The following is a 25,475-nucleotide window of genomic DNA, read 5'->3' on the forward strand; positions in this document are numbered from 1 at the left end:
CACGACTATAATTAAGACGCTATCTTACTCAGCACTTGCTGTTTGCGCTTCGTTAGTTGCGTAGATAAGAATAGGTGATGATTCACCCTTCACTACCGACTCATCTACCACCACTTTTACAACATCATCTGTTGAAGGTAGGTCATACATGATATCAAGCAAGATGCCCTCAACGATAGAGCGTAATCCACGCGCACCCGTTTTACGAGTCTGTGCTTTGATCGCAATGGCTTTCAGCGCATCTTCTCTAAACTCTAGTTCAACACCTTCCATGTCAAATAATGCAGCAAACTGCTTCGTTATCGCATTTTTAGGTTCAGAAAGAATTTGAATAAGTGCTGCGTCATCAAGTTCAGCCAAGGTAGCTAAAACAGGCAAGCGGCCAATAAATTCAGGAATAAGACCAAACTTAACTAAATCTTCAGGTTCGACTTGCAATAACATATCAGAGATTGTCGCTTTATCAGCGTCTCCTTTAACCTGCGCACCAAAACCAATGCCCGAACCTACGTTCGAACGCTGTTCAATTACTTTTTCTAAGCCTGAGAATGCACCACCACAAACAAATAAAATCTTTGAGGTATCTACCTGCAAAAACTCTTGCTGTGGATGCTTACGACCACCTTGAGGTGGAACCGCAGCTACCGTGCCTTCAATCAGTTTGAGTAAAGCTTGTTGAACACCTTCGCCTGATACATCGCGGGTAATCGATGGGTTGTCAGACTTACGACTGATTTTATCAATTTCATCAATATAGACGATACCACGTTGGGCCTTCTCTACATCGTAATCACACTTTTGCAGTAGCTTTTGAATGATGTTTTCAACATCTTCACCAACATAACCCGCTTCAGTCAGCGTCGTTGCATCAGCCATCGTGAACGGTACATTTAGGAAGCGTGCAAGCGTTTCTGCTAGCAGTGTTTTACCACTACCCGTTGGACCAATAAGCAAAATATTACTTTTACCCAGCTCTACACCGTCTTTAGGGCTAGCATTCTTCAAGCGTTTGTAATGGTTGTATACCGCTACAGATAACACCTTCTTAGCCTTATCTTGACCAATAACATAATCGTCCAAATGCGCTCTTAACTCATGCGGCGTTGGCAACTTGTCTTGATCTTGCTTGGGAGATATCTCTTTTATCTCTTCTCTGATGATGTCATTGCAGAGTTCCACACACTCATCGCAAACATATACAGAAGGTCCAGCAATAAGTTTTCTCACTTCATGCTGGCTCTTTCCACAAAAAGAGCAGTACAGCAGCTTGCCGCCGTCACCGGTACCTTTGTTTTCGCCCATTACCTTACCTCTGTTTGCAGCTAATCAGCTGCGGAATTCTTAATTTCACTTCATAACTCAGCATAGCTCAGCCTAAAGCAAAAATCAGCCTCGTTTATTCATCACTGAATCGACAAGCCCATACTCTGTGGCTTCATCAGCACTCATAAAGTTGTCACGATCAGTATCACGCTCAATCACTTCTAGCGGTTGACCAGTATGTTCAGCAAGCATAGTGTTCAACTTATTCTTAATGCCTAAGATCTCTTGCGCATGAATGGCAATGTCAGATGCTTGGCCTTGGAATCCGCCCAAAGGCTGGTGGATCATAACACGTGAGTTAGGTAAACAATGACGTTTTCCTTCTGCTCCACCTGCTAATAAAAATGCGCCCATGCTCGCTGCTTGTCCAATACACACAGTGCTAACGTTTGGCTTAATGAACTGCATAGTGTCATATATCGCCATTCCAGCAGTGACTGAGCCACCTGGAGAGTTAATATAGAGGAATATATCTTTATCAGGGCTCTCTGATTCCAAAAACAGCAACTGTGCAACGACCAAGTTAGCCATATGCTCTTCTACAGGGCCTACTAAGAAAATGATACGCTCTTTTAAGAGACGTGAATAGATATCATATGAGCGTTCACCTTTAGCTGTTTGTTCAACAACCATAGGCACGAGTGCATTAAGTACTGATTCTGGTGCTTTGTGCATGATTAATTTCCCTAAATAAAAATGGCCCGCATGAGGAACCTCATACAGGCCATTATAAATGGCTTATAGCCATTTAAGTCAAGCGATGGTTACCCGCGACCGGTAGCCTTGTTCATAAATTCTTCAAATTTGACTTCTTTTTCAGTCAAAGTTGCAGTTTTTAGTAACGCTTCTACTGCTTGCTCTTCAAGTGCAACGTTACGCATGTTTTGCATAAGCTCTTCATTGCCATTGTAGTATGCAACAACTTCACTTGGATCTTCGTATGCAGATGCCATTGAAGCGATTAGCGCTTGAACACGCTCATCTTCCGCTTTAAGCTCGCTAGTCTTGATAACTTCACCAAGTAATAAACCAACCTTAACACGACGCTCTGCTTGTTCAGTGAACAAATCAGCAGGAAGTTCAGGCATGCTTGCAGCTTGGTCACCGAAGCGTTCCATTGCTTGCTTACGCAATACTTCTACTTCGCCTTCAATCAGTGCTTTTGGCAGGTCTAAAGCATTTTGCTCAACAAGACCATTAAGGACTTGCTCTTTAATATTAGCTTTAAGTGCTTGCTCTAGTTCACGACCCATGTTCTTGCTGATCTCAGCACGTAATGCGTCGATTCCGCCTTCGTTAACACCAAATAGTGTTGCGAATTCGTCATTTACTTCTGGAAGGTTAGCACCTTGAACTTCAGTCAGGGTAATAACAAACTTCGCTGCTTTACCTTTTAAGTTCTCTGCGTGGTAATCTTCAGGGAAAGTCACTTCGATTTCGAACTCTTCACCCGCTTTATGACCTTCAATACCAGATTCAAAACCTGGGATCATGCGGCCGCTACCAAGTTGTAGTTCGAAGTCATCAGCTTTACCGCCTTCAAACTCTTCACCGTCAACTGAACCAACGAAGTTGAATTTAGTTTTGTCACCTTCAGCTGCAGCACGTTCAACAACGTCAAATGAAGCGTGTTGGTTACGTAGCGTTTCAATCATAGCGTCAACATCAGCTTCTGTAACTTCAGCTTTAGGTTGCTCAACAGCAATTGACTCTAAACCTTTAAGCTCTACTTCAGGGTAGATTTCAAAAGTGGCTACAAACTCAAAGTTTTCACCTTCAGAAGAACCGGCAGTCAACGTTGGCGCACCCGCTGGGTTTAACTTCTCGGCAATGATAGCTTCAACAAAGTTACGCTGCATCACTTCACCAGTGATATCTTGACGAATAGCTTTGCCGTAACGCTTATTAATCACGCTAACTGGTACTTTTCCTTTACGGAAACCGTCGATACGAGCACGCTTAGCTTCACTTTTTAATGCTTCTTTAACTGTGTTTTCGATCTGCTCAGCAGGTACCGAAATAGTTAGGCGACGCTCTAGACCTTGTGTGGTTTCTACAGAAACTTGCATTTTTTTACCTCGAAATATGTCCATCGTCCTTTGTAATAGTCGACATTTCAACTATTAAAGTATTCGTTTCTTGACCCGTAAATTTAACCAAAATGCCCATAAACACTGATGTTCAGCACAGGTTACTCTTAGCTGATAATTATCAAGACGCGACATTATAGCTATCGAATGCGCTGGAGTCGAGCCTCAAAGCACGATTTACAGGCGTAAAAAAAGCGACCTAGGGTCGCTTTTTGAACTTCTTTCACAGAATGAGTGGGGTGACTGATGGGGCTCGAACCCACGACAACCGGAATCACAATCCGGGGCTCTACCAACTGAGCTACAATCACCACAAAAATGGTACGCCCGGCAGGATTCGAACCTGCGGCCACCCGCTTAGAAGGCGGGTGCTCTATCCAACTGAGCTACGGGCGCTCGGCAATGAATTTAATTCATTTCCTGAACTGGGCAACTAACGTTTACACGTTAGTGTTTAAATGTGGTCGGTGATAGAGGATTCGAACCTCTGACCCTCTGGTCCCAAACCAGATGCGCTACCGGGCTGCGCTAATCACCGAAATTGAAACATAATTGAAAATACATATTGGGAAGTATTTCCTGCTTCTGCTCTTAACGAAGTATCTCGTTGAGAACGGAGCGCATATTATCCCTTAGCCTAAAAGCCGTCAACGACTTTCTGTAAAAAAACGTTCGCCTGCTTATTTAACACGCTATGACTTCGTTCTTTGCTGCTATAGCAAGCAATGTGCGCAAGAACCCCTCAACCAAACAGACAACCTGGAGTTGCGGTCATGAGATCCATTTATAAAGCAATATTCTCAATCTAAATTTTAAAGCATCTGTACCCAAGATTAAAAATAGCAACGAGCTAACCGAAAACAGCCATTTTAAATACAATACCTTGCGACTAAAGCTTATAAAAATGAATACTTTCTACAACTTTGCCCTATAGTTATTATCCGTATTTCAGAATTGTTTATTAGCGGTCTAAATCAATGACACCTATCATATGTCCTGTTAAAATAGCGCCGTTTTCCATTATCGCGTCGCATAAAGGACATCTTGCCCCATGACCGCTCAAAACATCGATGGTAAGGCTATCGCTCAAACTATTCGAACTCAGCTCAAAGAAAAAGTAACCGCCCGTAAAGAGGCTGGTCAAAGAGTGCCTGGTTTAGCCGTGATTCTTGTTGGGGCAGATCCTGCGTCGCAAGTTTATGTCGGCAGTAAACGCAGAGCCTGTGAAGAACTAGGCTTTATGTCTCGCTCTTATGATTTAGACAGTACAACGTCTGAAGAAGCTTTATTATCACTTATTGACGATTGTAATGATGACCCCACTATCGATGGCATTTTGGTACAGCTGCCTCTACCTGAACATATTGAGGAATCAAAAGTCATTGAACGCATTCGTCCCGATAAAGATGTCGATGGTTTTCACCCTTATAATGTCGGTAGACTTGCGCAACGTATCCCAGTGCTACGTTCCTGTACGCCGATGGGTATTATGACACTCATTCAGTCAACGGGGGTCGATACTTACGGCCTTGACGCTGTCGTGGTTGGCGCATCTAATATCGTTGGCCGCCCAATGTCGCTTGAGTTACTCCTTGCAGGCTGCACCACAACCACATGTCATCGCTTCACTCGTAATTTGGAGCAAAAAGTAAGGCAGGCTGATTTAGTCGTCGTTGCAGTCGGTAAACCTGGGTTTATTCCTGGCGAATGGATTAAGCCCGGTGCAATCGTTATCGATGTCGGTATTAATCGTTTAGACAGCGGCAAGCTCGTTGGTGATGTGCAGTTTGAAAAAGCAGCTGAGAATGCTAGCTTTATCACACCAGTACCTGGTGGCGTTGGCCCTATGACTATTGCAAGCTTGTTAGAAAACACGCTATATGCCTGCGAGCAGTATCATGATTGATACTAGGTTCTAGGTTCTAGGTTCTAACAAACATAAGTGTTCCAGACACAAATACCAGAATGTTCCATCCATGGATTCTGGCATAAATGTTCCAGACATAAAGACCACATTTTCCCATCCATGGGATGTGGCATAAATGTTCCAGACATAAATACCAGAATGTTCCATCCATGGATTCTGGCATAAGTGTTCCAGACACAAAAAAGCCTGCAATTGCAGGCTTTTTTCGTTTTAAAGACTCAACTGGTGATGTTTACTTCTTGCGCCAAGTCGTGCCTTCTGGCCCGTCCTCAAGAATCACACCTAACGCATTAAGCCCATCACGTGCGATGTCTGCAGCGGCCCAGTCTTTCTCTGTTCGTGCGCGATTACGCTCAACGATTAGCGCTTCAATCTCAGCAACCTCGTCGTCACTTCCTTCGCCTTTAAAGAAAGTGTCGACATCTTGAGGAAGAATGCCTAATACATCGGCAAGCTCTTTTAGGGCGACACCTAATGCTGACGCTTGAGCCATATCAGTCAATTTAAGGCGGTTGATCTCTCGCACCATGTCGAACAACACAGAATAGGCTTCGGGTGTATTGAAGTCATCATCCATAGCACGTTTAAACTGTGCTACAAATTGCTCAGCTGCAGCAGCCTCCACTGTTAGATCTAAATCTTTAAGTGCGGTATAAATACGCTCTAAGCCAGATTTAGCTTGCTTAAGGTTATCTTCTGAATAGTTCAGCTGGCTACGATAATGACCCGATAGCAAGAAGTAACGCACTGTTGCTGCATCATAGTGATTTAATACATCACGGATGGTGAAAAAGTTATTCAAAGATTTTGACATCTTCTCTTTATCAACCATCACCATGCCCGTATGCATCCAATAGTTTACATACGTCGTATCATGGGCACAGCAGGATTGAGCGATTTCATTCTCGTGATGCGGGAACTGCAGATCGCTACCACCACCGTGAATATCAAAATGATTGCCAAGATGTTTGCTATTCATTGCAGAACATTCAATGTGCCATCCAGGGCGCCCTGGTCCCCAAGGTGAGTCCCAAGTTGGCTCACCCGGTTTAGACATCTTCCACAACACAAAATCCATTGGGTCGCGCTTAGTGTCTTCAACTTCAACACGAGCACCAGCTTGCAACTGTTCAAGGTTTTGCCCTGACAGTCTGCCATATTCAGGGAATGAAGATACGCTGAATAACACATCGCCGTTGGCGGCCACATAAGCATGTTCACGCGCAATGAGCTTTTCAACCATCTCGATGATTTCAGGCATGTGCAAAGTCGCACGCGGCTCGAAATCAGGACGCGCCATATTCAGCGAATCAAAGTCTCTGTGCATCTCACCAATAAGGCGCTCGGTCAATGAGTCACAACTTTCTTTGTTTTCGTTAGCACGCTTAATGATTTTATCATCAACGTCGGTAATATTACGTTGAAAATTCACATCATAGCCACTGTACCTTAAGTACCTAACAATCATGTCAAACGAAACAAAGGTACGTCCATGACCGATATGACATAAATCATATATGGTCACCCCACACACATACATGCCGATTTTGCCTGGCTGTATTGGTACAAACTGTTCTTTTTGGCGGGTAAGAGTATTGTAAAGCTTCAACATTGATTATTCTCTTCAACGGCTATATTTAGAAATAGGTCTTGCAGTCTACCACTGCAAAACTCACGGCTCCAAGCAGTTTTCCTACACCAAGTACGCAAATATGAACAGATGCGCTTAATATCGACGAGATAGTGCTCCAAAGGCTGCCAATTTCGTCATACTTCATTTAGGTACGCTAAATTTTTAGTCAAGCTAAGCTTTGTTCACACATTTTAAAAGGGTCATCTCACTGAACGCTTTATGCGACCGCACAATTACGTTAGAATCCAGCCATTATTTACCATGTGTTAAATTGCGAGAGTTAATATTATGATCACACTTCATACCAACCACGGCAAAATCAAGCTTGCTTTAGATTTTGAAAAAGCACCAAAAACAGCGGCTAACTTTGTTAAATACGTAAAAGAGGGTTTTTACGACGGTACTGTTTTTCACCGTGTAATTGACGGTTTCATGGTTCAAGGTGGTGGTTTTACTGAGGATATGCAACAAAAGCCTTGCGGTGAGACGATTGAAAACGAAGCAAGCAACGGCCTATCTAACAAGGTTGGTACCATTGCTATGGCGCGCACTTCTGATCCGCATTCAGCTACCGCTCAGTTTTTTGTCAACATCAACGACAACACATTCTTAGACTTTAAGTCTGAGTCTGCACAAGGTTGGGGTTACTGCGTATTTGGTGAAGTAGCAGAAGGCATGGACATCGTTAACAAGATTAAAGCAGTTAACACGGGTAACCGTGGCATGCATCAAGATGTCCCTCTTGAAGCTGTTATCATCGAAAAAGTGACCATCGAAGAGTAAGCCTAACTCGATGCGCACATTATTTGTGGGAGATTTGCACTTAAGTGCAGATCGCCCCGATATTACTCAAGCTTTTCTGACTTTCTTAGAAACTCAACTTGTCGATACCGATGCTTTATATATCTTAGGCGATCTGTTTGAAGTCTGGGTGGGCGACGATATTGCCGAACCCTTTGCAGAGCAACTCGCTGACGCAATCAAATTGGCATCACAAAAACTGCCAGTTTACTTTATCCACGGTAATCGAGATTTTCTAATTGGCACTGAATTTGCGAAGCGTAGCGGTATGACACTGTTACCCGAAGTTTATACCCTAAGTTTGTATGGCATTGACTCTGTCATCTTGCATGGCGATAGCCTTTGCACCCTCGACAAACCTTACCAGCGCTTTAGAACATTCCGTAATTTCGCTTGGGCAAAATGGCTTTACGCTCATCTGCCGAAATCAAAGCGACTCGGTATAGCAGCAAAATTGAGAAGCAGTAGCCAAAGCAGTAATCAACAAAAAAGTTATAGCATTATGGACGTAGAACCAGAAGCGGTAATTGAACTACTTGATGCTACAAAATCTCAACAGATGATCCATGGCCACACTCATCGACCCGCTATCCACCAACTCACAAATGGCAAACGTCGTATCGTTGTCGGTGACTGGTATGATCAAGGTAGCATGTTGTGTGTTAGCCAAGACAGTATCGAACTTATCGAGCTTCCTTTTGACAAGTAACGGTTTATTTTCTCTGTCGACTCTAACTCGCTCCACTAAGCAGTTACGTTCAAGACCGGTGCACCACTGTGAAACTTAAAGTCTTGGTCTGTTGAACAGATAAGCTGCGCTTCAACAGCTGCAAAATGCGCGACTCTATCGCCGATATCGGTAACAGAAATGGCTTGTGCCAACTTTAAGTAATCTTGATAATGACGTGCCTCAGAGCGCAATAAAGAGATATAAAACTTCTTCAGTTCATCATCTAAATAGGGTGCCAGTTTGGCAAAACGTTCACAGGAGCGAGCTTCAATAAATGCCCCTACAATCAGTTTATCTATCAAGGTTGCTGGTTCATGGGTCCGTACCTGTTTCATCATACCTTTTGCATAACGCCCTGCACGCACATTTTGATATTCAATGCCGCGGCTATGCATAATCTCTAATACCTGCTCAAAATGGTGAAACTCCTCCTTAATAAGGCGCACCATCTTCTGAATAAGATCATCGCTATGAGCAAAGTCTTTACGGGCAACAAGCTCCCCTGATAACTCATTCTTTTTGCTTCCTTTAGACAAGAAGACACCAATATCACGATTCTTGATATAGACAAAGTTTTCATAAGGTTTGGCCCAGTCTAATAAAAGCTGGCCACTCTGCTTATCGATGGCATATTTACGCACCAAAAACATCGCCGTCTGCGCGGCCTTTAACTCACAATTACAGTGATCAATGAGCAAGCCTTTCAGTTGCTCTGGCTTTTTTGCCTCTTCTATCCAACTGTCTGGTGTTTCACACTGTAAAAATGAGTAAATAGGGGCAAGTAACTGCTGCATGCTGGGGCTCTTTGCTCTGTTTGTTAGGCTGACTATTTTATCAGTTATTCTCTGCACAATCCTAACTTAACATCTATGCTTAAAATGATTGGCTTGACTCTTGGTTAGTTTTGTTCAATAAATAGCCTTAGAGCTGTAAAAAGTTCGTCTGCAGTTTGGCGAGCCAATTTAATCTAAAAGTTAAATGCTAAACAAGGATAACTATAATGATATTGAATCACTTAATGGGGCTTTACACTCATCCAAAAGAAGAGTGGCACACAATTGAAAAAAATCACGAAGCGCTTCGAAGTAGCTTAAGTCATATATTAATCGTTGCACTCATTCCCGCTATTTGTACCTTTTTCGCAACCTCACAAATAGGTTGGGATCTCGGCGTCGGAGAGCGTCAGTTTTTAACAACTGATAGTGCGCTCATCATGTCTACAGGAATGTACTTTGGCCTTATAGCTGGTGTATTTGCACTAGCATATCTTGCTTTTTGGATGGCGAAAACCTTTGATGCAGCACCTAGTTACTCCCAAGCATTAGAGCTTGCTGCCTATACAGCCACTCCACTATTTATGGTGGGTTTAGCCACTTTATACCCAACACTATGGTTCATTATGATTGTAGGTCTAGCAGGCTTAGCCTACTCGGTTTACCTGCTTTACACTGGCGTGCCCATCATTATGAATATTCCCGAAGAGAAAGGCTTTATCTATGCCAGCTCAGTCGTCACTGCTGGATTAGTACTTCTAGTTGGATTGATGGGGTCAAGTGTGATTTTATGGAGTGTTGGTTTCGGTCCCATGTATCAGTAGCAATCACCACATAAAATCTTCTATTAAAAAAGACACAAAAAAGCCGACACTATGTCGGCTTTTTTGATCATTAAGCAAGTTTGCTCAATATCGGTTAACTTAAGCGAAAGTCTCGCGCAGCGGAACGGTCAAGTTAAATACAAGCGCACCTTTACTTGAATCTTTATTGTCCGCGCAGAAGTAGCCTTCACGCTCAAACTGGTAAGCTTTTTCCGCTTCGGCTTCAACTAGACCAGCTTCAACGTAGCCCTGTTTAACGGTTAATGACTGTGCATTGAGCACCTCATCAACGGATTCTGCAGCAGCAGGGTTAGCGTCGCTAAATAAGCGCTCATATAAACGGAACTCGGCAGGCTTCGCAGTAGATGCCTCGACCCAGTGAATAACCCCTTTTACTTTACGACCATCACTTGGGTTTTTGCCCAATGTTTCATCATCATAAGTACAGTAAATAGTGGTTACATTACCGTCAGCATCTTTATCGCAACGCTCTGCTTTAATCACATAAGCATTACGTAAACGCACTTCCTTACCTTGCACCAAGCGCTTGAACTTCTTGTTCGCTTCTTCTCGGAAATCATCCGCATCGATAAATAGCTCACGACCAAATGACAATGGGCGTTTACCCATCTCTTCATTGCTCGGGTGTATCGGTGCTTGAACAATCTCAACTTGGTTCTCTGGGTAGTTTTCAATCACCAATTTAACCGGATTGATAACAGCCATCGCTCGTGGCGCATGCTCATTTAACTCTTCACGAATACAAGCATCCAACATGGCAACTTCAATCATGTTTTCTTGCTTGGTCACACCAATGCGCTGACAGAACTCACGAATTGAAGCTGCGGTGTAGCCTCTACGTCTAAAGCCAGCAATGGTTGGCATACGTGCATCGTCCCAACCAGAAACAAGATTACGCACCACAAGGTCATTTAGCTTACGCTTAGACATCAATGTGTATTCAAGGTTTAATCTTGAGAACTCATACTGACGTGTACGGTCTGGTGCTTGGAAATCATCGAGATGATCCAGTACCCAATCATACAATCGGCGATTATCTTGGAACTCAAGTGTACACAGTGAGTGAGTAATATTTTCAATCGCATCAGAGATACAGTGGGTAAAGTCATACATAGGGTATATGCACCACTTATCACCGGTTTGGTGATGATGAGCGAAACGAACACGATAGATGATCGGATCGCGCATACACATAAACGGCGATGCCATATCAATCTTGGCTCTAAGTGCGCACTCACCCTCTTTGAATTCACCGTTACGCATTTTCTCAAATAACGCGAGGTTCTCTTCAGGTGTTGTATCACGATATGGGCTATTTTTACCTGGCTCTTTCAATGTGCCACGGTATTCACGCGTCTGTTCTGCATTTAAAAAACAAACGTATGCCAAGCCTTTAGTGATTAATTCGACCGCATACTGATGCAGTTGATCAAAGTAATTTGAAGAATAGCGAATGTCGCCGCTCCACTGGAACCCAAGCCACTGCACATCTGCCTGAATAGAGTTAACATAATCAATGTCCTCTTTTTCAGGGTTGGTATCGTCAAAACGTAAGTTACATTGGCCTTTATAGTCTTGTGCAATACCAAAGTTTAGGCAGATAGACTTTGCGTGGCCGATATGAAGAAAACCATTTGGCTCTGGTGGAAAGCGAGTATGCACACTGCTGTGCTTACCGCTGGCAAGATCTTCATCTATGATATTACGTATGAAGTTACTAGGACGTACTTCAGTGTCCACATGACTCATGGAATTCCTCTTTGCGAACGATGATTAATGGCGAAAAAGCATAATCCTACAGATCCATAATTGGGTCAACGGTTCACGCTTAAAAACACGGGCGAATGGTTACAGCATAGCCATTTAAAGACTAAAAAGCAGCGATTCATCGCTGCTTTTGTTTATACACACCAAGTATACGCTAATCGCACTATTCGGTAATCACTTTAATACCGGGAATAATCGATTGTGTTCTTCTGCCTTTTTTCTTAAGCCACACATAAAATACAGCAAGTGCGCTAATGAAGAAGCCAATCCACAGACTCGATTGCATCGGATGCTTTGCAAACGTTGCGCCCTGATAAAACACAGTCGCTGTACCGTAAGCTAGACCGAAGGTCCAAAGCCCGGCAAATGCTGCCCAGCGTCCACCAAACTCGTGAACTAATGCGCCCATCGCTGCGACACAAGGTGTATACAGCAGAATGAATAGCAAGTAGGCAAATGCTGCCGTAATACCGGAGAACCCAGCCTGCAGAGCACTAAAGGTAGAGGTGTCGACCTCTAACTCTTCAGATGCTGCTTCTACAGTCGATACATCACCGACTGAAATAGACAGCGGATCCTCAAGTGCAATACCAAATAAGTTCTCAGGGATCGTCGCGAAAGCTTCGCTGAATGTTTCAGATAGAGGCGCAAGCTCTTCATCACCCGCACTACCATCTGAATAGAGGCTGTTTAACGTTCCTACAACAGCTTCCTTAGCAAAAATACCCGTGATAATACCCACAGTTGCAGGCCAGTTATCCTGTTCTACACCCATTGGACCAAAGAACGGTGTCACCTTTTGGCTTGCCACACTCAGTATTGATTCAGAGCTATCTTCGTGGCCGAAGGTGCCATCTGTACCAATTGAATTGGCAAAGTTAAGCAAGGTTACCACGATGACAATCGTCTTACCTGCCCCCATGATAAAGCTCTTAGTACGCTTACCGGTTCGAGTCATTACTGTTTTAAACTTAGGTTTTTCATAACTCGGCAACTCCATCACAACCGCACTGCTGGTGCCAGGTAATAAGGTCGAGCGTAGCAGTAAACCAGTACCAATGGCCGCAAAAACACCAATCAGATAAAGCAAGAATACTAAGTTCTGCCCAGATTCAGGGAAGAACGCTGCTGCAAACAATGCATATACAGGAAGACGTGCACCACAAGACATAAACGGCGCCATCATGCCCGTTACGATGCGTTCGCGTTCGCTACCCAGTGTGCGCGTTGCCATAATTGCCGGTACTGAACAACCAAAACCAACAATCATAGGTACGAAAGCACGACCAGGTAATCCAATACGACGCATTAAGCCATCAACCACAAAGGCGGCGCGAGCCATATAGCCCGAGCCCTCTAGCACTGAAAGCGCCAAGAAAAGAGCTGCGATAACCGGAATGAATGTCGCTACTGTTTGAATACCCGAGCCAACACCACCAGCAACAATAGTCACCAGCCACGTTGGTGAGCCCAAGCTGCTCATCAGTGCACCGAAGTGGTCAACAAAAATGGCTCCTGCGGTAATATCGAAAAAGTCGATAAACGAGCTACCCACGTTGATACTAAACATAAACATTAAATACATCACAAACAGGAATACTGGGATCCCTGCGATTGGATGCAGAACAACTTTATCCAACTTATCGGTTAATGTTTCTGCGTTATCGCTTTTTACTGAACCACTAAAGACCTGTTCAACAAAATTAAAACGGGTTGTCGCTACCATTATCTCAATATCTTTACCTTGATTAGATAAAGCTTGAGAGTATTGTTCTACTTCATTGCTCATCTGGCTGTTTTTGCACTTACCACAGCCTAAACCGTTCGCGAGCATCGCCAACGCGCGACCTCGGCTCAACTGTTCATCTTGTGCAAGTAAATTAGTAACCCCAGATTCAATCTCTTTATCGTAATCTAGTATCAAAGGTGCTTCAGATACATCGCCATCGAGCAAAGCAACAAACTGCTGCTTCACTTTATCAATATCTTGTTCATCACGAGAGCAAACTGCAACAACAGGGCAGCCTAACTCTTTACTCATCTGTGCAACATCTATATGAATACCGCGACTCACTGCAGCATCAATTTTGTTTAACACCACAACTAATGGGATGCCTAGTTCTCGCAGTTGGACGGTAAGGTATAGATGACGTTCAATATTGGTCGCATCAACCAAGTTAATAATGCCGTCTATCGCTTGGTCTGCTAAATATTGCTGTGCGATTTGCTCATCTAGCGAACAGTCACAACTGTTGCCCGCGGGCAGCAGATCATAAATACCAGGGAGATCGGTTAGAAATACATCGGTACCTTGTAGTGCAAATTGACCTGTTTTCTTCTCAACCGTAACACCAGACCAATTACCGACTTGCTGGTTAGAGCCAGTAAGAGCATTAAAAAGTGTCGACTTACCCGCATTCGGGTTTCCGACAGTGACGCAGTTAAATTGCTTATCCATTCGCTTTTTCGACCTCAATAATATCTGCTAAATCGCGACGCATGCATAATTTACTGCCTCGGATATCTAATTCTACGCCAGAGCCCATAGGTGCCCTGCGGATCAAAGAAAATCGAGTATTTGGGGTGATCCCCATCGAAAGGAGTTTACGTTTTACAACGGCTGGTAGATCTATTTGCCCTACCTGAGAAATTCTGGCGAAATCGCCCGGACTTAATTCACTTAACTTCATTGTGTATTCCACCTAATGACAGGTCTCGACTCTCTTTGAATTGCTATCGATTTTAAATGACCATGGGATTAAATAACTTTACCTAGATCAACATTTCAGACTGTAAACGATAATAATTTTCAATTGTGTTCTGTATTATGTGACAAAACTCTCAACTAATATACGACTCTTAAAAGATAAATCATCTGTATGTAAGTCACGCCGAATAGTAATGGTTACTATTTACACTTCTATCAAGCCATTAGCCACCAAACCCCAGTGTGATATAGATCACACTTTCAGTGTTAACCTTTAAATAACAGCACTCCTAATACTATATCGCCCTACATATGTTATGGGTTTGTCACAGTTTTGCTCTATTATTTTAAATTAGTAATTTACACTTTTACTAATTTAACAATCCAAAAATAACGCATTATAAGCGAATGGAATGGGAATGACATGATGAACAAGAACAGTGGATGGTTCTCAAGTAAGCTAGTGAACCTACTTTTGCTCACGGCTATGGCATTTAGTCTTAATGTCATCTCCGCCCCATGGGATGACCAACCACCAGAAGAAGTAGAAGCGTTACTCGACAAAAAATTTGCCGAAGGAAAGTACTCATCTAAAGGTGCCGACACCTGCCTAATGTGCCATAGAAAAAGCCCCAAAGTAATGGCGCTATTCGATGGCGTTCACGGTAATGCCAATGTCAAAGGCTCCCCTATGGCCGATCTTCAGTGCGAAGCTTGCCATGGCCCGTTAGGCAAGCATAATCGCGGTGGCAAAGAACCAATGATCACCTTCGGTTCCAACTCTCCAGTTCCAGCTGAAAAACAGAACAGTGTTTGTATGAGTTGCCATAACGATGATGAGCGTATGGCATGGCATGGTAACCACCACGACAATGCTGACGTCAGTTGTGCTAACTGCCATCAAGTTCATACCGGACACGACCCAATTGCAGACCGAGCAACAGAAGTTGCTGTTTGTACCAGTTGTCATACTCAACAGAAAGCTGATATGAACAAACGGTCTTCTCACCCACTTAAATGGCAGCAGATGGTCTGTAGCGATTGTCATAACCCACACGGCACACTCGCCGATGCCAGCCTCAAACAGATGAGCGTTAATGAGAATTGCTATTCGTGTCATGCCGAAAAACGCGGACCCAAGTTATGGGAACACGCCCCGGTCACTGATAATTGCGCCACTTGTCATAATCCACACGGCAGTGTCAATGAAGCGATGCTTATCAGTAAGCCACCCATGTTATGCCAGCAATGCCACGCCTCTGTGGGTCATACTTCAAATGCTGTATTTGGTGGTAACCCCAATGCATTTAATGCAGGTCAGAGTTGTATGAACTGCCATTCACAAGTGCATGGTTCTAATCACCCATCTGGCAAGCTGCTGCAGCGCTAACAAGGAGTGGCAACCATGAAAAGTTTACAGTTCAAGATTAACAAGCCGATGCAACTTTCTCTTATCGCATTAGCGATTAGCGTCTCTATCACTCCGGCGATGGCGGATGGGTACGGCGTACAAAACGCAAATCGTGATAATGCAAAAACCGACAAATGGCAATGCAAACGTTGCGTTACATCGTCAGGATTTAGTGGCGGTATTGGCGTCGGCGCTGGTTATAATGATGCAAGCGACATTCATTTTGGCAATACGATTGGGACTGACACCGACGGTACTGTAGGCCATGTAGAGGCTGACCTAAATTATCAATCAGAAACAGGATATCAAACCCATATAGAGGCTGACAAACTGGGTTATGACGTGGGTAGCGCAAAAATTGAAACCGGCCGTCCCGGACAGTACAAAATAGCCCTTGGCTATCGGGGACTTGCAAATTACCAGACCAATGCAGCGTTAAGCCCCTATCGCAATAGTGGCGATCAATTGATTCTGTCCGACAGTTGGCAAGCTGGGGCTACCACGGGTCAGATGCCCACTTTAAGTGATGACGTCACCGAAACAGAACTAAAAACTCAGCGCGATAGGTTTCTATTAGAAGCCGACTATAAAGGTGGTTTTTATAAGGCCGATATCACTTATCAGCATGAAGAGCGTCAAGGCAAGCGTACCTTCTCTGGTAACTTATTAACCAATAGTGCCATGTTGGCCCAGCCTATTGATGACACGACCGATGAGTTGGCTGCAAAAATCTACTTTAATGGCAAAGGCTGGCTTGTTGGCATTGACTCATCCTTTAGCCAATATAAAAATGACCATCAAGCTGTCAGCTGGAACTCAGCATTCACCCCCACTTTTGGTGCTGCCTATAACGGACAGAGTGCTGCTTCCCCTGACAACAAAGCCTATAGGGTTGGCGCAAATGCACAATTGAGCGGCAATGGTCATCAAGTATTAATGAACCTAAGCGTTGCCAGCTTTATTCAAGACCAAGCTTTTCTACCTGCAACAATCAATGGCCCCTCACCTACACTGCCCGCCAGTAATCTCGATGGACAAGTTGATACTACCGACATGAAGTTAAAGTACTCAGGGCGACTTGCGCGTGGGCTGAGTATTCGCGCGCGTTACGACTATTCTGATAGAGACAATAAAACCGCGTTAAACGCTTATCCACAAGTGATCACAGATAGCTATTATGCTGGCACCGCCATCAATGCTGAATACGACCGAACCAAGCAGTTAGTCGATATTGGAGCCAAATATCGATTTAGTCGCAGTGTCTATATTGACGGTGGGTATCGCTACGATCATAACGACTACAGTGACTTAGATAGAGATTCACTACAGCAAAATAGCCTCTATGCAAAACTCAATTATACTATTTCACCTGCATGGTCAGCTTGGATAAAGGCGACAGCAAGTGATAGAACTGGTAGCGCCTATAATGCCGTTACCACCACATCAAGCCCCAGTAATCCTTACTTAAGAAAGTCCTACCTTGCCGATAGAGAGCGGCAAGAATATAAGCTAAATGTGGCTTACAGCGGCTCAACAGCTTTTTCTGCCAATGCTAACGTTCATGCCAGCTTTGATGACTATGATGATACCCAAGTCGGATTGACCAGCGTTGATATTCAAGGTTATGACATCTCAGCCAATTATATGTTCAATGAAAACCTCAACGTTAATGCCTACCTCAACCAGGATTGGCGTGATAGCGAGCAAGCGGGTAGCACTAACTTTGGCTTACCCAATTGGTACGCAAACACCGATGAACAATCAACACTGGTAGGCGCAGGATTAGATTATCAGAATCTATTCGATAGCAAACTTAATCTGGGCTTAGATTACACCTACTCTGATGGCCAAAGTGATACCGACGTTATTCAAGGGCTCACCTCGCCCTATGGCAATTACTTTGCCGAAAAACATAACGTTAATGCCTTTGCTAAGTATCAATTAGCAGAAAAAATGGCATTACGCTTTGATTGGATCTTTGAAAACTACAAAGATTCCGACTGGCTTAACCAAGGATTAGCCGTTGACTCCATTCCTAACGTGCTGACTTTTGGCGATCTAAGCCACGATTATAACGCCCACTATTTTGGCCTGACATTTAGCTATCAAATGTAGTTTTGTCATTAAAAATGATTTCAAGGAAAGAAAAATGAAACTGATCACCCAATCAAGACTTCATAAAAGTATTCCTCTTGGTCTCATCGCCATATTAGCGGGTTGCGGCGGCGATGATGGCAGTCCTGGCAATCCCGGGGAGCCCGGCGGGCCACCAGCAACAGAAATAGTTGAGCTGAACATTGCAGTCAAAGACGTTGCATTCGACGCTGGAACTGCAACCATTAACTACCGCATTACGAATGAACAAGATGAGCCTGTTGTCGGCATTCCGTCAGCCACTTATATTGCCGCCCAGTTATTACCTATGGGCTATACCAATGCAGGCAATGCCAGCCAGTGGCAATATTTCACCTCAGAATCTTGCTCTGACGTATGTGATGGTGAACTTGTCGACCATAAAAATGGCCAATATAGCTACACCTTTAGTGGTGCTTTTGATGGCATGAATGATATTGAATTTATGCCGGGTGCAACCCAACGTGTCGTTATCAAAGTGGGCGGCGATGCTTTACCTGATGGTACGGCATTACCTATAACCAACCAGCATCATGACTGGCAAGATAAAGGTAGCGAGCCAGTTTATACCCGTAATCTCATCGAAATGGAGACCTGTAACAGCTGTCACAATGACTTGGCTTTTCATGGTAGCAAATACAACGAAGTTGAAACCTGCGTAACTTGCCACAATACCGATAAAGTCAGTAATCCAGACAATGTTTTTGCGCCAATGGTGCACAGCAAGCATTTAACGGGGTTTCCAGGCTCATTGGCTGACTGTCAAACGTGCCACGCGGCAAATGAAGCATTAACCGAAAACATGAACTGGGCTCGCGTCCCCACAATGGAGGCTTGCGGCAGTTGCCATACCAATATTGACTTCCCAGCAGGTCAAGGCCACCCAACTCAGCAGGACAATAGTAACTGTGTCGCCTGCCATAATTCAGAATGGACCATGAGTGCCCATAGCCAAGCCGATACCGATGCCGTTCTTGGTCAGTTTAATGTAGAGATTGTCAGTGCAATGCTTAACGGCACAACGGTTGAATTGACGGTAAGACTTTCTAATCCTGCGACTAATGAGATTTATACAGAAAGTGCTAACGAACTTAACTTTGTTAATGACCTGCGGATTTATGCTAACTGGGGAGTCAGTGTCGATTATACCACTCGCAGTGCCCGTTCAATCAAACTACAAGAAACAGTGCCAATCTCAGGTAGTGATGGACTATTTACTTACCAAATCAGCGGACTAACAGTCCCTAGTGAGCTAGCAGCAGATAAAGGCACACTTGCGATTCAAGGCAAGCTGTGCAGCAATGACGACATGCTGGCAAGCTGTACTGACACCGATAACACCACCAATCTTAAATCCAGCCATCAGTTCTTTAATGCCTCAACACTTAGTGATACTGGACGCCGAGTCGTGGTCACTAACGAAACCTGTGGCAGCTGTCACGGCGACCAGCAGCTGAACTACCATGGTTCACGTAACGACCTTGAAGGCCAGTGCCAAGTTTGTCACAACCGCAATATGCAAGCAGAGACAAGTGCAGACAATCCTGCAGCATCAACGGCAGATTATAAACACTTAGTCCATACGCTGCATGCGGGTTCACGTGAAAGCTATCCTGATATTACCTACCCAGGCAATATCGGTAATTGTGCTCAGTGCCACACTCAAGATGATGCTGGTGTACTTACTGCAGCGTTGCCACTTGATAGTGCTGTGCAGCCGTTAGCATTTGATGATGGCAGCTTTACCAGCCCAACATCCGCCATTTGTAGCGCTTGCCATACCAGTGACACATCTAAAGGTCATATGACCCAACAAGGTGGCGTTTTCAATGGCAGTGAAGCGGATGCAACATCAGGTACTGAAAGCTGCGCAACTTGCCATGGCCAAGGCGCCTCAGTCGATGTATTAGCGGTTCACCCAATAAAATAATAATCATAAGCCTAACAACGTAAGTTGTTGGGCTTTAATCGTTTAGTGATGAGAAATAATGGAACGCAAAATTATGGATATCAAAACTAAAAGCTCAAGACTCAGTTTGATTGCTCTCGCAAGCGCCACCTTGTTGTTTGGCTGCAGCGACGGTAATGATGGAGAAGATGGAAAAGACGGTGAAGTTGGTTTTTCGATTGCTCAAGCCAATGATCTAAAAGCGTCCATCTCATCGGCCTCTGTGACAGAAGGTGTGGTTGCGGTAGAGTTCTCACTAGAAAATGCCAATGGCGTAGCAATAACTGATTTAGATACTTATCAAGCTGTAGACTGGATCGGTATGGGGGTGGCCAAATTATTACCAACAGAAGGTAAAGGTTATAAAACACCTCAATGGGTCAACTACATTAATAGTGCAGTTGACCCGGTTGCAGCCAACGTTCCACCTGGGTATGAGGACAAGGCTGGCACACAATTTCAACCAGGGCTTGAATCTAGCTGTGCACAGGCATGTATAGAGAACCTGAGCAGCGGCATGTACCGCTACACCTTTGAGCTTAACTTAAGTGAAGTCCCTGAACTTGAAGGGCTCGATCTCACATTTGATGACAGCCTAACGCACCGCATCACCATGGAACTAAGAGCTGATGGCAGTGCAGATAAACTGGTTAATGCACATTTCGACTTTTTGCCCTCGTCAGGTGAAATGGTCGCAGCAGACGCAACTCGCACGGTAGAGTTTCTCGAGCAATCATGTTTACGCTGTCATAGCGATGATTATGACCATCCTTGGGCGCCAAAACTGTTATTCCACGGTGGCAGACGTTTCGATATTGCCAATTGCCAAATGTGTCACACCAGCTATGCCGGCGATCCTGAAACTGGTTCGCCAATCGATATGGGCTATATGGTGCATAAGATCCATAGAAGCGAATACTTTATGGTGGGCTATGGTGGCAGCATTCACGATTATTCTGAAGTGACCTTCCCTGCCGATATGTATGATTGTCGTGCTTGTCACCAAGAGGGAGAAACGAGCCCCGCCGACGCGTTTAACTTTAAACATCATCGTGCATTAGCTTGTGGTTCGTGTCACTCAGACTCAACTGACCCGGCGCAAATTAAAACAGATATGCACGACAAGTATATCGACACCACAGATTGCAGCACCTGTCACGCAGAAAAAGGCGAGCAAGGAGCGGCGCACCATATGACTGATGCTGTAGCGAAAGATAATGCTAAAGATAGCTACTCAGCAAGCCTAGTGCCCGGATCAGTGTCAATTGCAACAGACATGATTACTTTTGATGTGCAGTTTACTGACACTTCATTAAGTACACCTGTGATGAGTCCTGACGCTGATGAACGTATCTCATTAAGCGCTATCTATTTTGGCTTTGGTAATGACATTGATTTTGGCTCCGGAACACAAAAAGTGGCTCTAACTGCACTAACACCAGTAGCGGTGAGTGACGGTATTTATCGATACACAACCGCAACCACGATAATGGCCGATACAAGCCAAGCGGCGACCGGCGTCATTTCAACCAAAATGTGTGTCGACCGAGATAGCCTGATGGGAGTTGCTTGTGGTACAGGCAACGATGAGTCTAACAATCCAGCAGTGATCACTGGTGAGCTTGTCCCATTCAACCTAAATGGCGATGACAGTGTTATGGCGAGAAGGCTTGTCGTGAGTAACGAAACCTGTGCCAACTGTCATGACGAAAAGTTCATTGGTAAATTTGGCATCGATTTCAAACACGGAGGCAGTTACAGTAATTTTGAAGGTGAATGTCAGATGTGTCATAACCCGACACGTTCAGGTGCTGACTCTAAGTCGATTCAAGACCATATTGACTTTAAAGTTCGTATCCATGCGCATCATGCTAATAAGCGTTCAACTCAAGATCCAATCACCTTCCCAGAGCATTATGGTAACTGCGCAGTGTGCCATGATAAAGGCCAGCTAAAAATGGATGGACTCGGTGCGATGGTAGCAACACCATCTACGGATGCAGTGTTAGGTATGGTTGAGTTTTCTCCCATTGCGTCAACTTGCATAAGTTGTCATGGGTCGACGGATTCATTAGTCGCGCATATACGCGCCAATGGCGGTGCTGCAAACGATACTCGTGGCACTTATGTACCAGGAAGTGAATCTTGCGCAACTTGTCACGCAGAAGGTAAAACGAATGGAGTAGACTCAGTTCATCCCGTAGAGTGGTAAAAACTAAGATCTTCACTTAATAAAGCGGCGTACATACGCCGCTTTTTATCTCTTTTAAGTTAGTCAGAATAAAAATAAAATCTGTTCTATTCTGAGCTTGACCTTTCACCCTCCGCAAACTGCAACTCACACGCAACACCTTGCACACAAAAGAACCACAAACCACCAAAGACTTGTTAGGTTATCGTGTTGCTGTTTATCAACGCCGGCACAATAATCATGATCTAAATCAAATTAAACGATGATAATACCGCTAACTTTAAGCCTACTTTAAGAAAAGACCCAGTTAACTTAACTCAATCTTAATACTCAAACACAAACAATATTAAGCGGCTGTTTCATAAGCACTTTAACAACTAAATGGCTGCGTAAATCATTAGGCAGACTCGCGTCACATTTGCCATATGTATTTTATTGATAACTACCTCTTTTGGGTAAGATCCTGTTGAGGAAGTTCCTCATGCTTAAGAGGTAAAAAACCTCACAGCAGATAAAACCTATGCAGGGAATAAAATGATGATAAATCGATATAAATTGGCAACCGCTGTTAAATCAGCAATCGGCATTGGGGCACTATCTTTTGCGCTTGTTGGTTGTGGCAGCGATGGTAAAGATGGTGAAGATGGTAACAACGGCGAGATCGCCGTACATATTGATAGTGTTACAGCAGTAAAAACTAACGTTGACTTAGCAAGTTATGACGATGCAAGCGGCACGCTTACGGTAGAGTTCAACCTAACCAACCTTAACGGCGTCGCCGTCACTGGATTGGAAGAGTTAACTGATCCTTTACGCCTTAGTTTCGGCCGTATGGGAACCCGCGCTGAAGCATTTCTTCCTTACGATGTTATCGATTCAGACGGTAATAGTGTCACTGTAGACTCTCGTGGTGATGGCGAGCGTGAAATTTGGTTGTCATACCGCAATAAATCAAAAGATGATTTAGTCACTGGCACCGACAACTGGCGTCCAAATCGTAACTGCCCAGATGACAAGCAGTGCTTAGAATACCTTGGTGCAGGTAAGTATCGAATTACGGCTCCAGAGGTGATTAACACGCAAAGTTTAGATTACGGCTATGATGCCACACAAGTCCAAGGCATTTACTTGATGACTTATGGCGCTGGCGCGAACAAAGTTAAAAATGTTGAAGCTTATTACTGGGAACCTGCTACAGAACGCCCTGTCAGCTCTCCTAAATCAGTATTAGAGAGCCAAACATGTACCAGCTGTCATGTTGGTCAAGATCATATCCGTCATGGCAATTATGGTAACACCGCTGATGGTTGTCTTTTCTGCCACACTGACTACACCCAATATGCTGGAACTGGCAGTGATGAAGAGGGTAATGAAGTCAACTTTACCATCGATGGTTCAATTAAAGGACTTGTTCACGCCATTCATACTGGCGCAACTGAAGCTGACCGCCGCGATGTAGCTAAATTTGGCACCGTTATCGCTAACGCTGCTAAAAACCCTGTTTTTGGCTATAAATATGACCGAGCATCTCAAGTTGATGACGAAGGTAATCCACTAAAACCTCTTAACTACCCTGCTGCTACTGCCAGTTGTGAAAGCTGTCACGTGCAATACACCGAAACAGAAGAGACATTGCCAGAAGGTGTGACAGTTCACGCGCTGGATTGGTTTAAAGATATGGATGCTGATAGCTGTCAATCTTGTCATGGTGACTACCACTATGGCGGACGAACCACAGCTGACGACACGGGTATTTCATATGTAGGTTGTGTTGATTGCCATACATCAAACGATGGTAACACTCGCGGCGGCGCCTTCCGTCACTTTGCCGGACACGACAAAGACAGCCGTGAATCTGCAATTGAAGCGGGTAAGCTCATTGAAACTCAATACAGCAATATTGGCTGGGATGCTGAGACTTCAGAGCTGAGCTTCACAGTCAACTTAATGATGGGTGACGAAGTCGTCGGTAGTAATCATGTTCCTAGATTATCCGTCTATGCCAACGCTGTTGACTCTAGTAACCCAGATGCTTTCCTTGCATCACGTCCGAGCGCGGACGTAACAGCAAATGCTGATGGCAGCTTTGCCGTAATCGTTGATGCAACAGGAACAAGCTATACACTACCCGCCTTAGCAGATGCAATTGTGAACGGTGCAGATCTTGCCCTGTCAGCGAGTTTTAGCGCTTGTTTCAAGAATAAAGAGTCAACACTGCTTGAACTTGATTCAGAAGGTAGCTGTTCTGGTATCTTAAGTGCTAATGCTGCGAAAACTGAGTTCTTAAAGTTAGACGGCTCTGAAGGCGCTGAACGTGCCAGTGCCGTAAATTATGACAACTGTGCAAGTTGTCATAACAACGACATGGTTGTTCGAAAAGGCGCTCCACACTATCGCAATGCCGACCTTCATACTTGTGCACAGTGCCATGAAGCGGGTGATTACAACAGCATGATCGTCCGTGTTCACGGTACTTTTGGTAAAGCACATGGTCGTGAAGATGTGCAGTCTTTAGTTGATACTAAAACTTGTACAGCTTGTCATGATGATGGTAATTACAGCTTAGAGAATGCGCGCTCAACGCCAATGCGTTGGAACCGTAAAGACGAGACTTTCTCTAGCCCGCAAGCGGGTGTATGTGCTTCATGTCACGTGTCAGATAGCTACCAAGACAGCTCACAAGCTGATTCTGCAAAATCACACATCGAGAATATGGGTGGCGTAGTTGCAGATACATTTGAAAATGCACAAATGGCCAACGAGACATGCCTCACCTGCCACAGTGCTGAAAAAGTAGCAGAAAACCACAAGCTAAACTAGATGCTCTTCAATAGCCGACTTTAACCGACTATGACTACTACTTTTTTGTTAGTCAATTGAGGCTTAGTTACCAAAGCGGGAAGTTTACCTTCCCGCTTTTTTTATGTTCAAACTTCAGTGAAATAGATTTACAAACGTGCTTAAGATGCAAAACAAATTTAAGTCATTAACACAGCCACTTATTAAAGAACGACAACCCCCCTTATACGCAACAAATTAGCCACATATCGCAGTTATTCTCGGATAATTTCTTAATCGATAATTAAAATAGTCCTAAAAACACACTTTTCTCTATACCCCTAAAGAAATAGTCAGACCTTAATCACATAAAGCGGCTAAAACAACTGCTAAAAAGCTCCCGCTTCGTTAGCCTTAG

The 25,475-nt window shown here is 44.2% G+C and carries 17 protein-coding genes and 3 tRNA genes; 9 read left to right on the plus strand and 11 right to left on the minus strand.

The window, feature by feature from the left end; genetic code table 11:
• Positions 1-24 precede the first annotated feature (24 nt).
• The 6 genes from clpX to JK628_RS14950 all read right to left on the minus strand — a co-directional run bounded on the left by clpX (position 25) and on the right by JK628_RS14950 (position 3,951).
• Positions 25-1,302, minus strand: a complete 1,278-nt coding sequence (clpX, locus tag JK628_RS14925; RefSeq protein WP_202285412.1) for an ATP-dependent protease ATP-binding subunit ClpX — start codon at positions 1,300-1,302, stop codon at positions 25-27.
• 84 nt (positions 1,303-1,386) lie between these two features.
• Positions 1,387-1,998, minus strand: a complete 612-nt coding sequence (gene clpP, locus JK628_RS14930) for an ATP-dependent Clp endopeptidase proteolytic subunit ClpP (RefSeq protein WP_202285413.1) — start codon at positions 1,996-1,998, stop codon at positions 1,387-1,389.
• 89 nt (positions 1,999-2,087) lie between these two features.
• Positions 2,088-3,392, minus strand: coding sequence for a trigger factor (gene tig, locus JK628_RS14935; RefSeq protein WP_202285414.1), 1,305 nt, complete (start codon positions 3,390-3,392; stop codon positions 2,088-2,090).
• Positions 3,393-3,648: 256 nt separating this feature from the next.
• Positions 3,649-3,724 (minus strand) — tRNA-His (locus tag JK628_RS14940).
• Positions 3,725-3,732: 8 nt separating this feature from the next.
• A tRNA-Arg gene (locus tag JK628_RS14945) sits at positions 3,733-3,809 on the minus strand.
• 65 nt (positions 3,810-3,874) lie between these two features.
• A tRNA-Pro gene (locus JK628_RS14950) sits at positions 3,875-3,951 on the minus strand.
• Between the two features lie 513 nt (positions 3,952-4,464).
• Between JK628_RS14950 and folD the strand changes: the two genes are divergently transcribed.
• Positions 4,465-5,319 (plus strand): bifunctional methylenetetrahydrofolate dehydrogenase/methenyltetrahydrofolate cyclohydrolase FolD, encoded by an 855-nt coding sequence (folD, locus tag JK628_RS14955; RefSeq protein WP_202285415.1) that lies wholly within the window; start codon positions 4,465-4,467, stop codon positions 5,317-5,319.
• A 253-nt stretch (positions 5,320-5,572) separates the two neighbouring features.
• Here folD and cysS read toward each other — a convergent pair whose 3' ends face one another.
• A complete protein-coding gene (gene cysS, locus JK628_RS14960; RefSeq protein WP_202285416.1) occupies positions 5,573-6,952 on the minus strand; it encodes a cysteine--tRNA ligase in 1,380 nt (459 codons plus the stop codon).
• 309 nt (positions 6,953-7,261) lie between these two features.
• Between cysS and JK628_RS14965 the strand changes: the two genes are divergently transcribed.
• Positions 7,262-7,756, plus strand: coding sequence for a peptidylprolyl isomerase (locus tag JK628_RS14965; RefSeq protein WP_202285417.1), 495 nt, complete (start codon positions 7,262-7,264; stop codon positions 7,754-7,756).
• Between the two features lie 10 nt (positions 7,757-7,766).
• Positions 7,767-8,483, plus strand: a complete 717-nt coding sequence (locus tag JK628_RS14970) for a UDP-2,3-diacylglucosamine diphosphatase (RefSeq protein ID WP_202285418.1) — start codon at positions 7,767-7,769, stop codon at positions 8,481-8,483.
• 35 nt (positions 8,484-8,518) lie between these two features.
• Here JK628_RS14970 and miaE read toward each other — a convergent pair whose 3' ends face one another.
• Entirely contained in the window at positions 8,519-9,298 is a 780-nt protein-coding gene (miaE, locus tag JK628_RS14975) for a tRNA isopentenyl-2-thiomethyl-A-37 hydroxylase MiaE (RefSeq protein ID WP_202285419.1), read from the minus strand.
• Positions 9,299-9,504: 206 nt separating this feature from the next.
• Between miaE and JK628_RS14980 the strand changes: the two genes are divergently transcribed.
• On the plus strand, positions 9,505-10,101 hold the full coding sequence (locus tag JK628_RS14980) for a Yip1 family protein (RefSeq protein WP_202285420.1): 597 nt from the start codon (positions 9,505-9,507) through the stop codon (positions 10,099-10,101).
• 99 nt (positions 10,102-10,200) lie between these two features.
• On the opposite strand, the gene glnS is transcribed toward JK628_RS14980, so the two are convergent.
• The 3 genes from glnS to JK628_RS14995 form a co-directional block, all read right to left on the minus strand.
• Positions 10,201-11,871, minus strand: coding sequence for a glutamine--tRNA ligase (glnS, locus tag JK628_RS14985; protein WP_202285421.1), 1,671 nt, complete (start codon positions 11,869-11,871; stop codon positions 10,201-10,203).
• 181 nt (positions 11,872-12,052) lie between these two features.
• Complete coding sequence (gene feoB / locus JK628_RS14990) at positions 12,053-14,347, minus strand: Fe(2+) transporter permease subunit FeoB (RefSeq protein WP_202285422.1); 2,295 nt, start codon at positions 14,345-14,347, stop codon at positions 12,053-12,055.
• On the minus strand, positions 14,340-14,579 hold the full coding sequence (locus tag JK628_RS14995) for a FeoA family protein (RefSeq protein ID WP_202285423.1): 240 nt from the start codon (positions 14,577-14,579) through the stop codon (positions 14,340-14,342). The genes feoB and JK628_RS14995 overlap by 8 nt, the downstream gene beginning before the upstream one ends.
• Before the next feature lie 504 nt (positions 14,580-15,083).
• On the opposite strand from JK628_RS14995, the gene JK628_RS15000 reads away from it, so the two are divergent.
• The 5 genes from JK628_RS15000 to JK628_RS15020 all read left to right on the plus strand — a co-directional run bounded on the left by JK628_RS15000 (position 15,084) and on the right by JK628_RS15020 (position 25,099).
• The gene (locus tag JK628_RS15000; protein ID WP_237524231.1) at positions 15,084-15,986 is read left to right on the plus strand and encodes a DmsE family decaheme c-type cytochrome; all 903 of its coding nucleotides are present in this window, start codon (positions 15,084-15,086) and stop codon (positions 15,984-15,986) included.
• A gap of 15 nt (positions 15,987-16,001) precedes the next feature.
• Positions 16,002-18,122: an MtrB/PioB family decaheme-associated outer membrane protein gene (locus JK628_RS15005; RefSeq protein ID WP_202285424.1), complete on the plus strand. Its 2,121-nt coding sequence runs from the start codon at positions 16,002-16,004 to the stop codon at positions 18,120-18,122.
• 34 nt (positions 18,123-18,156) lie between these two features.
• Complete coding sequence (locus JK628_RS15010) at positions 18,157-20,070, plus strand: OmcA/MtrC family decaheme c-type cytochrome (RefSeq protein WP_202285425.1); 1,914 nt, start codon at positions 18,157-18,159, stop codon at positions 20,068-20,070.
• 73 nt (positions 20,071-20,143) lie between these two features.
• A complete protein-coding gene (locus JK628_RS15015) occupies positions 20,144-22,300 on the plus strand; it encodes an OmcA/MtrC family decaheme c-type cytochrome (protein WP_202285426.1) in 2,157 nt (718 codons plus the stop codon).
• Between the two features lie 513 nt (positions 22,301-22,813).
• Entirely contained in the window at positions 22,814-25,099 is a 2,286-nt protein-coding gene (locus tag JK628_RS15020) for a multiheme c-type cytochrome (RefSeq protein ID WP_202285427.1), read from the plus strand.
• Positions 25,100-25,475 lie beyond the last annotated feature (376 nt).

The sequence above is a fragment of the Shewanella sp. KX20019 genome (assembly GCF_016757755.1).
Classification (GTDB): Bacteria; Pseudomonadota; Gammaproteobacteria; order Enterobacterales; family Shewanellaceae; genus Shewanella.